Here is a 15,800-nt window from a genome sequence, read left to right as displayed (position 1 = left end):
TCCTTCTTACTTAAGCTTTACTTAACCTTACTTAGCCAATGAATCGAGCCAGCCGGCTTTAAGTGACTTCCAAATTGGACCGCCCCACTGCTCTTCGAGCGCTGCTTCCAACGCTGCTGCAGGCTTGTACATCTTTTCATCATGGCATTGCGGAGCAATAATCTGAATACCAACAGGCAGGCCATCGTCGCTTAAGCCAGCTGGAAGGCTCAAAGCTGGAACGCCAGCCATGTTTGCAGGAATCGTAGCAATATCATTCATGTACATGGAAAGCGGATCGTTCATCTTTTCGCCAAACTTAAATGCTGTTGTAGGGCTTGTTGGAGAAACGAGAACATCTACCTTCTTAAACGCTTCTTCGAAATCGCGAATAATAAGCGTACGAACCTTTTGAGCAGAACCGTACCATGCATCGTAATAACCTGCGGAAAGTGCGTAAGTGCCGAGAATAATACGACGCTTTACTTCGTCGCCGAAGCCAGCTTCACGAGTTGCAGCCATCATATTCGCAGCTGTCTGAGGCTTATCGGCTGGTGGCATTACGCGCAAACCGTAACGCATACCATCGTAACGAGCCAAGTTGGAGCTTACTTCTGAAGGCATAATAATGTAGTATGCAGCCAAAGAGTACGGGAAATGAGGACAGGAAACTTCTGTAACCTCTGCACCCATATCCTTAAGCAGCTGCACAGCCTCATTAAAGCGTGCTTCAACGCCTGGCTGGAATCCGTCGCCACTAAGCTCCTTAACTAAACCAACTTTCAAGCCCTTCAAATCACGGCGAGATCCTTCGCGAGCCGCTTGAGCCATTGGAGGAACTGGAGCTGGAATAGAAGTGGAATCGCGCTCATCATGACCACCAATAATTTCCTGCAATAAAGCAGAATCAAGAACAGTGCGAGAAACAGGACCAATCTGATCCAAGGAGCTTGCCATAGCAATTGCACCAAAACGGCTAACGCCGCCGTAAGTTGGCTTTGCGCCAACGGTACCAGTTAGAGCACCTGGCTGGCGAATAGAACCGCCCGTATCTGTACCCAAAGCAATAGGAGCTTCGAATGCGGCAACAGCAGCTGCTGAACCGCCACCTGAGCCGCCTGGAACGCGCTCAGTATCCCAAGGGTTGCAAGTCGTCTGATAAGCAGAATGTTCAGTGGAAGAACCCTGAGCAAACTCATCCAAATTAGTCTTGCCGAGAATTGGCATACCAGCTGCCTTAAGTTTTTCAATAACAGTAGCATCGTAAGGCGGAACCCAGCCTTCAAGAATCTTAGATGCTGCAGTAGTAGGAATGCCCTTAGTGACAATCATGTCCTTGATTGCAATTGGCACACCAGCTAACTCAGGCAAACCTTCAGTTTCACCCTTAGCATTCTTGGCATCAAACGCATCTGCCTGCTCAAGAGCCTGATCTGCAGACACCTGCAAGAACGCCTTAATTTCTGGTTCTGCAGATTCAATGACCGACAAGTGAGCTTCAACAAGTTCGCGACTAGAAACTTCTTTAGCTTTGACTGCTGCAGCCATTTGAGCAGCAGAAAGCTTCACTAAATCTTGAGTATTAGTCATGTTATTTTATTCCTCCCCCAAAATGCGAGGCGCTACAAACATGCCAGACTCGCTCTTAGGAGCGCCAGAAAGCGCTTCCTCCTGAGTTAATGGCGTAGCAGGCACATCAGGGCGCAAATACGCTTCAAGAGGCACAGGATTTGCAGTAGGTGGCACATCTTCGCCAGCAACTTCCTGTACTTTATTAATAGATTCTGCAATGACGTTCAATTCGCCCTGCAAGCGACTAATTTCTTCGTCGCTAAGCGCAATCTGGGAAAGAACTCCCAGATGCTCAATTTCTTCGCGTGTGAATGTAGGCATAACCTCAACTATATGTGTGATGCGTGACCTTCGCATAACAGAAAAAGTAATGTGGATAAAAGCTTTACACACATTATTGCAGCAATATTTTCCTGAAATGCGCACTAGATTATTGATCCATCTTTTCAAGAGAACATTGTATGACGATATTTAAAAAGAGAGTCGGTTATCACGCAGATATTGATTATTGCATACATTTACATATATTTTCACAAAATTATCACGTATAAAAATGGCGAAATTTGCAGTTCATTCTATCCCAACACGCCGTAAGCTCAAAAATGGCGTAATGGAAGAATGTTGGTATTTCAGCAATATTTAAGCATTTGTTTAAAGTATGAAAATTTATTTTAGCTCTCTATCGCATAAATAAAAAAGTATGTAATAATCAGGTGATGTGAGATGCTAAAACTAATGCAGAGAAGCATATCATGCACAGAAGCAAATAAATTACAGCCTCTCACAAGAACAATAATCTGAAAAATAATAATCGAAAATATTTTAAAAAATAGAAGGAAATATATGAAGAAGATAAAGTTCTACCGTAATGCAGCAATGTTGTTGCTTGCCGGCGCAACTATTCTCCCACAAGGTTTGGCAGCGCCAGCAATGGCTGCTCCTGCACCAAAAGCCCCAGAACCAACCCCATCCTGCGCAGCTAGCAAGGATGCTCTGAACAATTATTTGTGGGATTTGCAATACGATAAAACAAATATTCTCGCACGTCATGGCGAAACCATTGACAACAAATTCTCAAGCGACAGCTTCAACAATGGCAGCGAATTCGTTGTTGTTGAGCATCAGAAGAAGAACATCACAAACACAACTTCAAACTTGTCGGTTACTTCCGCCAACGATGATCGCGTATACCCAGGTGCTCTTTTCCGTGCTGATAAGAATTTGATGGACAATATGCCAAGCCTGATTTCTGCAAACCGCGCTCCAATCACGTTGAGCGTTGATTTGCCAGGATTCCACGGCGGCGAAAGTGCTGTAACTGTTCAGCGCCCAACCAAGAGCTCTGTAACTTCCGCTGTGAACGGCTTAGTTTCCAAGTGGAATGCACAATATGCTGCAAGCCATCATGTGGCTGCTCGCATGCAGTACGATTCTGCAAGCGCACAAAGCATGAATCAGCTCAAGGCTAAGTTCGGTGCTGATTTTGCGAAGATTGGCGTTCCGCTGAAGATTGATTTCGACGCTGTGCACAAGGGTGAGAAGCAGACTCAAATTGTGAACTTCAAACAAACTTACTACACAGTAAGCGTTGACGCTCCAGATAGCCCAGCTGACTTCTTCGCACCATGCACTACAGCAGAAAACTTGAAGAGCCGCGGCATTGATAGCAAGCGCCCTCCAGTATATGTTTCAAACGTATCCTACGGTCGCTCTATGTATGTGAAGTTTGATACCCGCAGCAAGAGCACTGATTTCCAGGCTGCTGTGGAAGCCGCTATTAAGGGTGTTGAAATTAAGCCAAATACCGAGTTCCACCGCATTTTGCAGAATACTTCTGTAACCGCTGTAATCCTCGGCGGTAGCGCTAACGGTGCAGCTAAAGTTATTACTGGCGATATCAATACGCTGAAGTCTTTGATTCAGGAAGGTGCTAACTTGAGCACCTCCAGCCCAGCTGTACCGATTGCTTACACTACTTCTTTCGTTAAGGATAACGAAGTAGCTACATTGCAATCCAATAGCGACTATATTGAAACCAAGGTTTCTTCTTATCGCGACGGTTATTTGACTTTGGATCACCGTGGAGCTTACGTAGCTCGTTACTATATCTACTGGGATGAGTACGGCACTGAGATTGATGGCACTCCTTACGTGCGTTCTCGCGCTTGGGAAGGCAACGGCAAGTACCGCACATCTCACTTCAATACAACTATCCAGTTCAAGGGTAATGTACGCAACCTTCGTATCAAGCTGCAAGAAAAGACCGGCTTAGTTTGGGAACCATGGCGCACCGTGTACGATCGCTCCGATTTGCCACTCGTTCGTCAGCGCACCATTACCAACTGGGGTACGACCTTATGGCCACATGTATCTGAAACTGTGAAGAATGACTGAACTCATAGCACATAATTAAATATAGAAAAAATAAATATAGAAAAATAGAAAAGTAAATAAAATAAGGGCTTTATCTTGTAGCCAGTTACGAGATAAAGCCCTTATTTTATTTGTTAAATTTTATTTGCAAAATATTATTTGCAGAGATTTAAATATCGCGATGCTTTTCAACAACGTGGCCAATTGCATACATGATTACGCCCCAAGCGAGAACCACCAAGCCTGATTGCCACCATGTGAAAATATATGCGTTTGGTGGAAGCTGTGCACCCGAATTAGGGGAGCCGCCCAAGAATTTCTCTACCGCTGCGGCTGGCAAAAGCTGCATAAGTATTGAATTCCACTTCGCGAAATTGCTCGCAAACATAATAATGCTAACAACACTAGGCAAAATCATCACGGCTCCAATAACGCACATAATTCCGCCAGCAGTTGACTTGCAAATCATGCCAAAACCGTACGCCATTGCTGCTACAACAACCATAATTGCAGGAGATCCAAGAAACAGCGTAAGAGGCAATTTCCACGCGCTGCTTCCAGATAATCCGGAAATGTTATCTCCCATAAAAGCTAATTCTGCAGCAGCTAACGAAACTGCCATTGCAATAAGTTGCACTACAAAAACGTAGATTGCAACCGCTATAAACTTAGCCGTAAAGAACATACCCCTTCGAGGTACGGCAGTAAGAGAAGCCTGAATTGAAGTCGTAGAATGTTCCGCGGTTACAGCAAGCACTGCAAAAATCGCCAAAACAATCAAAGATACAGAAGCAAAACTAATAACTAAGTGGAAAATGCTATCTTGAGATGCAATAAGGCTGCTTTTATTGCTTGGCCCAACAGTAATTGCAGCGCTTGATCTACCTTGATTTGCTCCATTCTTAATGTCAACTTTAGACATTGCTTTTTGCACAATCGCGATAATAAAGCTAAAGATTACTGGCAAAACAATAGCTAATGCCATGCACCACCATGTTGACGCGAGTCCGCGCAACTTAACAATCTCGGATTTAAGCGTGTGCATAAATGTTAGGCGCAAGTGTTGAGCGTTCATGCTGCGGCCTGTTTTGTACGCGTTGGATTGGTGTGCATTGAACTCAGAAGATTGCACTTGTTGGTTTGCTACTTGCTCACTCATTTTGCACTCCCATCATTGTTAGATTGCGTTGCGCTTTGCTCAGTAGTCTTTTGTTCACTTGGCTTCGCGCCGCTGCTAGGAACAGCCTTCGTTACGTACTGCTCTTGACCATGCGTAAGAGCCAAATATGCTTCCTCAAGTGATGCGTGCTCTTGATCTAGCTGATATACCAAAATTTGATTATCCGCAATTTCGCGAGCAAGCTGATTAAGCTCACATCCTGTTATTCTAAAAAGCTCGCCTTCTTGAACATCTTGAGGAGTGCGAGTATCTTGCAAAATCTTGCATTCAGGATTGTTTTGAGCAAGCACTGACTTTAGTTTTTCACCTTCTGGAGTTACAAGTCGCACAGCGTGCTGCGAATGTGCGTCAACAAAATCTTGTACTGTTGTGCGCTCCAAAATTTCGCCATGCGCAATAATCACAAGGTTATCTGCAGTAAGCGCAACTTCGCTCATTAAGTGCGAGCTAAGTAGTATTGCGCGGCCTTCGCTTGCGTAATACTTGCATAATTCACGAACCCACTTAACGCCTTCTGGATCTAAGCCGTTAATTGGCTCGTCCAAAATAAGATTGTGTGGGTCTGCTAAAAGCGCTGCAGCAATGGAAAGACGCTGGCTCATACCGAGCGAGAAGGAGCCTGCTTTGCGGGTTTTAACACTTGATAAACCAGTAATATCAATCACTTCATCAACGCGCTTTTTTGATATTCCGTGAGTTAAAGCCAGCGAATACAGGTGATTGTAAGCCGTACGACCCCTGTGAGCAGACTTTGCATCAAGAACTGCTCCAACTTCCGTCATTGGAGAGGCAATTTTTGCATAAGGTTTGCCGTCAATAAGAGAAGTGCCACTACTGGCATGAATAAGATTTAACGCACAACGCATGGTAGTAGATTTACCAGCGCCGTTAGGGCCCAAAAAGCCCGTGACTTTACCGTCTTCGGCGACGAAAGAAACGTCATTAAGCGCTGTTTTTTCGCCAAAACGCTTTGTAATATGTTGGAATTCTAACATAAATTAACAGTATCACAAATAAAAAAAAAATACACATTAAATGTAAACGTTTATGAGTACATGCTATTGCGTTTTAATTAACATTACTGATGAGATTCTGCTGCTGAAATTTTAATTAAGATTTTAATTAAGTTTTTAATTAAGACTCAGCAATTTGGTGCTGCATGCTGCGCAATCCACGCGTGCATGGAAACAGCCGCAGCAGCTCCTGCATTTAGCGAGCGAACAGAGCCGAATTGCGAAATATAAACAACGTCATCCGCCATTTCTAGTGCTTTTTTAGAAAGACCTGGACCTTCTGCACCAAAAAGCATAAGACAACGTTTAGGGAACTTGTAGTTTTCCATAGCAACAGCGCCTGGAATAATATCGAGCGCTATAACGCGAGCGTTTTTAGCGTCTTGTTCCTTGATATTTGCGATTTTTTCGGCTTCTTTATTGCCTTCTGCTTGTGCTTTCAGCAAAAGTTGATGCGCTTCTTCTGCTTCTTTAAGCATATCTTCGCGCCAATTAGTCACTAGAGTTTCAATCGTTGGGCAGCACTCAACGTATTGGTAAAGCTCAGTCATTAACGAGCCTTTGCGATTCCATTTATGAGGCCCTACGATATACACTTTTTTCGCAGTAAACGCGTTTGCAGTGCGAACCATAGAGCCTATGTTGAAATCGTGAGTCCAATTTTCTACAGCTACTTCAAACTCATGACGGCCTTTAGAATCGAGATCCGCTTTTATAGCTTCTACTTTCCAGTATCGGTAGCGGTCTAAGACGTTACGCTGGTCGCCTTCGTCTAGTAATTCAGTGCTAAACCGCGCATCATAATTTGGCGATTCTGGATTATCTGGACGAGGCTCACCTGGGTGTTCTTCTTCCCACGGGCCAACTCCTATAGGTCGAAATTCTGGCTCATCGGAAGCTTTTGCAGCCAAAGTAATTGGATTCGGTTCGTGCATGTATAAGTTTTGCTCCGTTAATACTTTTGCTTAGTATTGGCATCTAGTCTTTGCAACTAGTCTTGGCAGCCGTCAGTTGCGCAATCTCCTGTGCAACCTGACTTGCAGTGACCGCCACAGCAGTTATCCTCGCAGCAAGGCTCAGTGCAACCATCATGAGCACAATCACCAGTGCACTCTACCTTGCAATGGCCACCGCAGCAGTTATCTTCACAGCATGGCTCAGTGCAACCATCATGAGCGCAATCACCCGTGCATTTAACCTCACAATGACCACCACAGCAATGATCGTTGCAGCAATCTTCGTGATCTGCATCTGCACGTAATTCTTCTTCACCGAAAGCTTGAACAAATGCCATTTTAGTACTCTCCTCACTTATTGGATTTACTAATTGAAGATGCCTTGTGCCTTGTTCGTCGGCGTCAACACCACCAATTAATGCAACTATAGCAAGAATTTGCGCGCCTTGCTGATGAACAATACCAAAATCAAGACTTAATTCATTTCCGTGTCGTAAAGTCACAAGCGAAGAAGTTTGAACATACGATTTTTCAGAAAGCCAAGAATCAAGCAACAGCACTCGCTTGCCTTTAACAGATGGACCTTTTGTTGCAGGGAAAACAAAATCCATAACAAAGCCGTCGAGTGCAATTCCTTTACGTTCTGCAGCATGAATAAGCGCAAAAACCATCGGCACAGCAGCAGCAGTTAACGCACCAACAGCGTCAACATCGCGCTCTAACGAATACCCAGCTTTCTCAATTGCATCAAAAAGAACATCACCAACTAGCTTAGAGCCGCGCTGAGCAAATGTAACAGAAAACAGTTCGCTAAATGGTTTCGCACTCATATCCGAACAAAGCATGCGTTTAAGTTCCGCGCGTTCCTCTTGTAATTCTGCCATTTTTGCACTCCTTAGCGTTTAGAGTTGTTCAATTTTTGATGCTTTAATGTTTTTATGCTTAACGATCTTCTACTGATACTTCTGGAGCGCTCAGCTCTTTAACATCAGCTTTATCAGAGTCAATAAGATCTATTGAAGCAATAACTTTACTTTGGTCTAACTTCTGAAGTTTACGCGCTGTTACCAACACTCTAGACTCAAGCGAAGAAGCAAACTTATTGTAAGCTGCAACTGTTCTTGCCAAAGATACGCCAAGTTTTGAAGCATTTTCTCCAAGAACCGCAAAGCGATCGTACAATTCTCTAGATAAATCGAAAAGTTCTTTTGCATCATCTGTAAGACTTTGCTGCTGCCATGCGTACGCAACAGACTTAAGCACAGCCCACAAAGTAACTGGTGAAGTAAGTGCTACTTTTTGCGCAAAAGCATCATCCATAAGCGTTGGATCCGCTTCAAGAGCCGCCTGAAGCAACGCTTCGTTTGGAATAAATGCAACTACAAAGTCTGGTGCTGTTTCAAAAGCCTGCCAATACGCTTTAGCTCCTAATACTCGCACGTGTTCTCGCAAAGCCTTAGCATGCGCTTTGAGAAGCTCGCTCCTTCTAGCTAATTCTTCGTCACTTGCATTATCTGGGATTTCGCAAGCTCGCTGATAATCCGCATACGGAACTTTTGCATCAACTGGAATTGTTTTGCCTCCTGGCAGATGCACAACCATATCTGGCCTCTGCTGCTCGCCATTTACTCCAGTTACAACAACCTGCGTATCAAAATCAACATGCTCAAGCAAGCCTGCAGATTCCACAATATTCTTTAGTTGAGCCTCACCCCAAGCTCCGCGAACCTTATTATTTCGCAATGCTGCAGAAAGCGAACTTGTTTCGCGGTCAAGCCTTGTTTGCTGCTCACTTAAGCCTTTAAGCTGAGTGCTCAGCACGCCCATTTCTTGCTTACGCCCTTCTTCAATCTGCGAAACTTTATTCTTCAATGCTTCGAGATTGTCTTTTACTGGAGCAAGCGCTTCCAAGACTTTACCTTGCTCTTTCAAAGTTTTTTCACGATTTAACCGTTCGCGTTCTTCTCGCTCTGCGCGCAATTGTTCTTCGCGATTCACTCGCAATTGCTCTGCTTGCTGCGCTTTAACAAGTTCTGCTTCAACAAACTTTAATCGCTCAGCAAGCTGCTCTGCTTGCGTGCGATACCGTATAGCCTGATTGCCATTTTCTTGAGCTTGAGCGCGCGCTTGTTCATACTGCGAGCGCAATTCGTTAAATTCGCGCTGGTTTACGCCATTAGCGCCTTGCGTTCCAGAGTTGTGCTTAACAATAGCCAGCACAATAACAGCGGTTATTGCTACAGCAACCACCATTAAAACAAACATCACAATATTATCGAACATACGTTCTATTAAACACTATTGAGTTGACTTTTAAAACATAATTAAACACGCATTTTAAGCACGTTCAAAATAAAGCAATCCACGTCCACACGTGCCACTCCATAGGCAAACTGCAATTACAGTAAGCACAACAATGACGTATAACAATATGGATTGTCCAGGAATTACAGGCAAAGTTCCAGAAGGATACCATCGCAAAATCAACCCAATTTTACTTTGCAAACCTTGTGTGGCAATGTTCATCACCGCTAAAAAGACGCCAAATGCAAGGCCGTAAAACCTTCCAAAACATGCTAATCCAATCATTATTAGCACAATATCAATCCACGCATTACCTAAAATCATCTGCAATGTACTCAATAACTGCAAGTCAATTATACGAACAATTAACACTGAAGCGCCGAATGAAACAAACAAACACAATAAAGCAGCACTCAATGCATATATTCGCAACCTTTTCATCACGAAACGTTCCCACGATACCATAATCGGAGCAAGGCAAACGAATGCCGCGGCAATAAACCCAACTACAATAACTTCATACAGAGGAACAACAAAATTAACAACACTACTACCAGATTGACATTGGAACGTTATACCTTCTACCGCATTATGCACATTAGCAGAATCTGGCAAACAAATATAACCAACATAAACTGGCAACTGCGTTACAAATGATCTGAATATAACAAGCATTAAAGAGGGAAGGACTACGGACAATAAGATTGCAACGATTGCAACAATATAATGCCTACCTTCAAGCCAAGCGCGAAAATTATTTTTCATGCTTATCACCAAGTTCCGATAAGACTTGTTGTGGAGTTATGAGGCATTGATTAAGTTCTTTAACATGATTTTTTACAAATTGTTTCAGCTTAGCATCATCAGCATTATTAATACTCATAGCCACTTTATCGTTTGCTTCACCTGGAATAAATCCGTATGACCCATACACATCATTACTTATACGAGAAGGAAGCTGAGCAAGCAAAAATGCTGTAACAGAAGCGTTTGAATCAAGATTCTTTTTTACATATACTTCTTTCATAGCACTTGATGCACATTTTGCAGGCACAAATCTTTGTAACACTTCTTGAGCGATACCAGTCATATCACCATATTTCTCAGAACGCCTAACAAATGTATCTGTTTGTTGTTGAATAACAGTAGCTTTAAGATTACGTAACTTTATTAAACCACTATTAGTAAGATTCCAAGATTTTTCAGTATTTGTTGGAGTAAACGCATTTCCAAGCACAAGCACAATTCCTTTGCCTTGCGAATCTCTCTGATTCTTAGGAAACCAAGAAGCAACAGTTTTCAAATGTTTAACAGCACGAAGTTTACGAATATAAGCTTCTTCAGGATGTACACAAACAGAAAAAGCAGTATCTTTAAACGTCGTACACTGAGGCACAAAAGGTCCAGAGCGAATCCAAGGTTTTGGACCCCACATAGCTATACAACAAGCACATACTATTGGCATAATTAAAGAAAGACTTATTGCTTTTATGCGCCAATAAGATCCCTTTTGCCAAAAATATCTAATATGCGCGCAACAAAGAATGCATGAAACGATAACAACACACACAAAGAATATGCGCAAAGTCACCAACCATGGGTTCATACGCAAACCAGGCTCAGCACCAATACCAGCATCCGACACTGGAAGTATTGCGTATAAACTACTACCCCAATATCTAGGAAAAATATCTCCCTGAGGTATGGCGCCATTACGCATTATAATGACGCCATAAATACAGCACCAAATTATTGCAAAAGATAATAAAGCTGAGAATACAATTGCCCAACGATTGCCAATAATTACTCCTAAAGTAAAACCAATTGCAAAAAATGCACTTGGCGTCACGCCTCCACATAATAGTGGAAAATACGGGAAATTTGTAATATTTACATCACTCTGAATTACTGTTGGCAATATACTTACGCAATATAACAAACTGCACAGTATAGCGCCTTTTAGTATAGGAATAGCGTAACGACTGGCTGATTTTCCTGCACACCACGCAGGATTAACCAAACATCTGGGCGAGCAAGCTTTACATGAACACCATGCGCCAAAAATGCAAGCAACAATATCAGACAAACAATGCATCCACGTGACATCAATTCTTAACCAAAGCGCATAATTATTATTATGCGCTAAAAAATTTGCCACACCCAAAAAAATAGGATATGCAATCAAAAATAAGCTAAAAACACAACTGCTTATTAGAGATAATGGGGACATAATATGTGAAACAATTGTGCACTTCTTATGATTTTTCGTAAAAAATCTGAATTCAGTTAAAAAGTTAGAATATTGACGCATATTTAATCACATCCCTACTTGCTACCACATTAACAAAATAAGAAACCATACATATCTAGTTACTGCTACTACTAATTTTTATGAAATTTAGATAGCAAATGTCTATACCCTGATTCCCATGGAGTTACCATAAGATCTTCACGATTAGCATATTGAAGAAGATTATCCATTTTCCCATCAAGCAATATAATTCCTTCATTAAGAACTATAACCCGATCCGCAATTACTGCTAAATCTTCTACTAAATGTGTACTGACAATAACAGTATGCTTTTGCGAATAAGACTTAAGAAAATTACGAATATCAATACGCTGCTCAGGATCTAAACCAACAGTAGGCTCATCAAGTATTAGTACTGCAGGCTGACTAGCAATCACACAAGCAATACCAGCACGCTGACGCTGACCTCCTGATATTTTAGCAACGATGCGATGTGCTTGTTTTTCCAAGCCAACCTGTTTGAGAGCATTCCAAGCAGCTTGATACGCAGCGCTCCACGATAAACCTCGCGCCCATGCGGCATATTGAACATTTTTTAACACACTCGATGCATTCATAAGTTCAAATGATTGTGGCAAATAACCAATATTTGACCGAGCTTTAGCCCTTTCCGCACGACAAGTTACATCAAAGCCATGAACAAAAAGTTTTCCACTAGAGGGAGCATAAATCGTCGCTATAACGTTAAGCAGAGTAGTTTTCCCAGCACCATTTGGCCCCAAAAGACCACATATGCCAAAAGATAAATCTATAGAAAGATTATGCAAAATTTGTTTTTTCCCATACGAAAAATTCACATTAACAAGTTGCACACCTGAGCCCGTATATGATTCTTGCATATCTCCCCACTTAACGTTATAGCAATTTGATATTTATATCAACTAGACTAATTACTTCCAACTTCCATGGTGACAGGGTTGCCACTAGGAGTATCATTAACCCCAAAAATACAGCCACCAGAATATTCAACGCCATCTTTTATCCAATTGGTATCTCCATTTTCAATCTGCTTCATAACGTATTCAGCCCTGAATACGTACGCTTATTCTATAATAATTCAATATAAAAAAATAGATTTTTACAAAAACCAATTAAAATTTTAAAAGATAGGCATATCCTATAATGCCAATTATCAGCAATAACTCGAAAAATTAAGTGGGAAATCCACCTTTTCATTACAACTTCATTCTACAAATATTTTTTATTCAGATACAAAAATAGCGTGCTGCCTACTGGAAAATAATCCAATAAACAGCACGCTTTGTTTTATTTGACTACATTATTTGACTACATTAAATAATGCATATATTACGCAATCTTGAGAGTCACATGGTCGTCGCTCTCTGCACAATCCGCAACTACGCGAGCACCATCATGCACCTTTCCAGAAAGCAGCAATCGCGCAAGTTGATCGCCAATTTCTGTCTGAACCAATCTACGCAACGGACGAGCACCATAAACTGGATCATAGCCATGCTCTGCAAGCCAAGCGCGAGCAGAATCACTCACATCCAAGCTAATACGGCGGTCGCTCAAGCGTGCAGCCACTTGACGAACTTGAATATCCACAATTCCACCAAGCTCTTCGCGGCTCAACGGATGGAACATAACAAGCTCATCCAAACGGTTGATGAACTCTGGCTTAAACTCAGCGTGAACAGCATTCATAACAGCCTTGCGTTTAGCAGCATCGTCCAAGCCTTCTTGCACAAGGAATTGCGAACCCAAGTTTGATGTCATAATCAAAATCGTATTCGTAAAATCAACTGTTCTACCTTGTCCGTCAGTCAAACGACCATCGTCCAAAACCTGCAGCAAAACGTCGAATACTTCTGGATGTGCCTTCTCAACTTCGTCGAAAAGCACTACAGAATACGGACGTCTACGCACAGCTTCAGTAAGCTGGCCGCCTTCCTCATAGCCAATGTAACCAGGAGCAGCACCGATTAGACGTGAAACGGAAGCCTTTTCCATGTACTCGCTCATATCAATGCGAACCATTGCACGCTCATCGTCAAACAAGAAGTCAGCAAGAGCCTTAGCAAGCTCCGTCTTACCAACGCCAGTAGGACCCAAGAATAGGAACGAACCAGTCGGGCGATTCGGGTCTGCAATTCCAGCACGGCTTCTGCGTACAGCATCCGCTATAGCCTGAATTGCTTCGCTTTGACCGACCACACGCTTAGAAAGCTCCTTTTCCATGTTGAGCAGCTTCTCATTTTCGCCTTGCATCAAGCGACCAACGGGAATGCCCGTCCATTCGCTAACAACTCCAGCAATAGAATCAGCATCAACCTGGTCTGGAACCATCGGCTCTTTTGCTTCACTCTTAGCATTAGAAGCCTCGGACTCCGCTTCTTCCAAAGCTTTTTGAATGCTTGGAATTTCGCCATACAAAATACGGCTTGCTTGTTCCAAGTTGCCTTCACGCGTGAATTTGTCGGCTTCTACGCGCTTAGCGTCGAGTTGTGCTCTCAAATCACCAACCTTGTTGTGACCAGCCTTTTCCGCATCCCAACGCGCTTTCAATCCAGTAAGCTTTTCGCGCGAGTTAGCTAATTCTTCTTGCAACTTTTCTAAGCGTTCGCGCGCAGCAGCATCTTCCGCCTTCTTTAATTGCATTTCTTCCATCTCAAGACGCGTAACTTTACGCTGCAATTCGTCGATTTCTTCTGGCTGTGAATCAAGCTCCATACGCAAGTGAGCTGCCGCTTCATCTACCAAATCAATCGCCTTATCTGGAAGCTGTCTGCCAGTAATATAGCGGTTTGAAAGCGTTGCTGCAGCTACAATTGCATCGTCACTAATCGTCACCTTGTGGTGCGCTTCGTAACGTTGCTTAAGTCCACGCAAAATCGTCACAGTATCTTCAACAGACGGTTCGCCAACAAACACTTGCTGGAATCTGCGTTCAAGCGCCGAATCCTTTTCAATATGCTCGCGATACTCGTTAAGCGTAGTTGCACCAACCAAACGCAGCTCACCGCGCGCAAGCATTGGCTTAAGCATATTGCCAGCATCCATTGAACCTTCTGCAGATCCTGCGCCAACAACAGTGTGAATTTCGTCAATAAACGTAATAATTTGACCGTCTGATTGTTGAATTTCCTTCAACACTGCCTTTAAGCGTTCCTCAAACTCGCCGCGATACTTTGAACCTGCAACCATCGAAGCCAAATCGAGACTGATAAGACGCTTGTTTTGCAAAGTCGTAGGCACATCTCCTGCCACAATTCGCTGAGCCAATCCTTCTACAACTGCCGTTTTTCCAACGCCCGGCTCGCCAATTAGCACAGGATTGTTCTTCGTGCGGCGAGAAAGAATTTGAATCACGCGGCGAATCTCCTGGTCGCGGCCAATTACTGGGTCGAGCTTTCCTTCGCGAGCGCGCGCAGTCATATCAACAGAATACTTTTCGAGCGCTTTGTAGTTGCCTTCAGCATCCGGACTCGTAACTTTCGCACCTCCGCGCACAGTTGGCACAGCTTTTCGCAACGCGTCTGCGGAAACGTTGTGCTTTTTGAAAATATCCGCAACAGCGTTTGGCGCGCTTGCAACTATGCCAATAAGCATGTGCTCTGTAGAAACGTATTCGTCTGCCATTGCGCGCATTTCTTTTTCTGCCTGGCTTAGCGCAGCCAAAAGCTGACGGCTTGCGTCTGGCTTAGTTGTAGTTGAGCCAGTAGATGAAGGCAACGCCACTAATGCGTTACGAATTTCAGCACCGATTTGTTGCGCGTCCGCCCCCGCCTGAGCAATAAGCGCGCGCACAACGCCCTGCTCTTGGCGAAGTAAAGCATCCGCCAAATGCAAAGTGTCAACTTGCGCATTGCCAGCAGCCGCTGCACTTTGCACAGCGTCGCTTAATGCGTCTTGCGCTAAGGTTGTAAACTTTTGTTCCATATCTACCTCATTTCCACGAAAGCTCTAAAACACATTTCAGTTAAGTCAAATCGCTGCAACTTTTATTGCAACTCTCGTTGCAACTTTTGTTGCAATTTCAAGCTTTTTGACGATACTTTCGAGTTCTAACGAGCTTTCACTTTCATGTATCTGATACGTATAACAGATTTTCCTATAACTTTATTCCTAAAACTTGAGTGTACTAGACT

13 protein-coding genes are annotated in these 15,800 nt (G+C 43.2%); 1 reads left to right on the top strand and 12 read right to left on the bottom strand.

Going from position 1 to position 15,800, the window contains the following annotated elements; genetic code table 11:
• Positions 1-27: 27 nt before the first annotated feature.
• Together gatA and gatC are read right to left on the bottom strand one after the other, a co-directional pair.
• A complete protein-coding gene (gene gatA, locus HMPREF3208_RS00955) occupies positions 28-1,569 on the bottom strand; it encodes an Asp-tRNA(Asn)/Glu-tRNA(Gln) amidotransferase subunit GatA (RefSeq protein WP_016636496.1) in 1,542 nt (513 codons plus the stop codon).
• Between the two features lie 6 nt (positions 1,570-1,575).
• Positions 1,576-1,872 carry an Asp-tRNA(Asn)/Glu-tRNA(Gln) amidotransferase subunit GatC gene (gene gatC, locus HMPREF3208_RS00950; protein WP_004126322.1) on the bottom strand — a complete coding sequence of 99 codons (297 nt, stop codon included), beginning with the start codon at positions 1,870-1,872 and terminating at the stop codon, positions 1,576-1,578.
• Positions 1,873-2,394: 522 nt separating this feature from the next.
• Here gatC and HMPREF3208_RS00945 point away from each other — a divergent pair.
• Entirely contained in the window at positions 2,395-3,945 is a 1,551-nt protein-coding gene (locus HMPREF3208_RS00945) for a thiol-activated cytolysin family protein (RefSeq protein ID WP_064346770.1), read from the top strand.
• Between the two features lie 148 nt (positions 3,946-4,093).
• Here HMPREF3208_RS00945 and HMPREF3208_RS00940 read toward each other — a convergent pair whose 3' ends face one another.
• The 10 genes from HMPREF3208_RS00940 to clpB all read right to left on the bottom strand — a co-directional run bounded on the left by HMPREF3208_RS00940 (position 4,094) and on the right by clpB (position 15,591).
• A complete protein-coding gene (locus tag HMPREF3208_RS00940) occupies positions 4,094-5,083 on the bottom strand; it encodes an ABC transporter permease subunit (protein ID WP_064346768.1) in 990 nt (329 codons plus the stop codon).
• Entirely contained in the window at positions 5,080-6,099 is a 1,020-nt protein-coding gene (locus HMPREF3208_RS00935; RefSeq protein ID WP_064346766.1) for an ATP-binding cassette domain-containing protein, read from the bottom strand. The genes HMPREF3208_RS00940 and HMPREF3208_RS00935 overlap by 4 nt, the downstream gene beginning before the upstream one ends.
• A gap of 146 nt (positions 6,100-6,245) precedes the next feature.
• Positions 6,246-7,052, bottom strand: a complete 807-nt coding sequence (locus HMPREF3208_RS00930; protein ID WP_064346763.1) for a TrmH family RNA methyltransferase — start codon at positions 7,050-7,052, stop codon at positions 6,246-6,248.
• Between the two features lie 56 nt (positions 7,053-7,108).
• On the bottom strand, positions 7,109-7,957 hold the full coding sequence (locus HMPREF3208_RS00925) for a type I phosphoribosyltransferase (protein ID WP_064346762.1): 849 nt from the start codon (positions 7,955-7,957) through the stop codon (positions 7,109-7,111).
• 58 nt (positions 7,958-8,015) lie between these two features.
• On the bottom strand, positions 8,016-9,356 hold the full coding sequence (gene rmuC, locus HMPREF3208_RS00920; RefSeq protein WP_016636774.1) for a DNA recombination protein RmuC: 1,341 nt from the start codon (positions 9,354-9,356) through the stop codon (positions 8,016-8,018).
• 54 nt (positions 9,357-9,410) lie between these two features.
• Positions 9,411-10,142, bottom strand: a complete 732-nt coding sequence (locus HMPREF3208_RS00915) for a hypothetical protein (RefSeq protein WP_004136512.1) — start codon at positions 10,140-10,142, stop codon at positions 9,411-9,413.
• Positions 10,132-11,226: a hypothetical protein gene (locus HMPREF3208_RS00910; protein ID WP_064346814.1), complete on the bottom strand. Its 1,095-nt coding sequence runs from the start codon at positions 11,224-11,226 to the stop codon at positions 10,132-10,134. Before HMPREF3208_RS00910 ends, HMPREF3208_RS00915 begins: the two co-directional genes overlap by 11 nt.
• A 533-nt stretch (positions 11,227-11,759) precedes the next feature.
• Positions 11,760-12,527, bottom strand: coding sequence for an ABC transporter ATP-binding protein (locus tag HMPREF3208_RS00905; RefSeq protein WP_064346759.1), 768 nt, complete (start codon positions 12,525-12,527; stop codon positions 11,760-11,762).
• 47 nt (positions 12,528-12,574) lie between these two features.
• The gene (locus HMPREF3208_RS06945) at positions 12,575-12,703 is read right to left on the bottom strand and encodes a hypothetical protein (RefSeq protein ID WP_269146675.1); all 129 of its coding nucleotides are present in this window, start codon (positions 12,701-12,703) and stop codon (positions 12,575-12,577) included.
• Positions 12,704-12,996: 293 nt separating this feature from the next.
• A complete protein-coding gene (gene clpB / locus HMPREF3208_RS00900; protein ID WP_016636778.1) occupies positions 12,997-15,591 on the bottom strand; it encodes an ATP-dependent chaperone ClpB in 2,595 nt (864 codons plus the stop codon).
• Positions 15,592-15,800 lie beyond the last annotated feature (209 nt).

The sequence above is a fragment of the Gardnerella vaginalis genome (assembly GCF_001546485.1).
GTDB classification, from domain to species: domain Bacteria; phylum Actinomycetota; class Actinomycetes; order Actinomycetales; family Bifidobacteriaceae; genus Bifidobacterium; species Bifidobacterium vaginale_D.
This window is presented reverse-complemented; position numbering and strand designations above follow the sequence as displayed.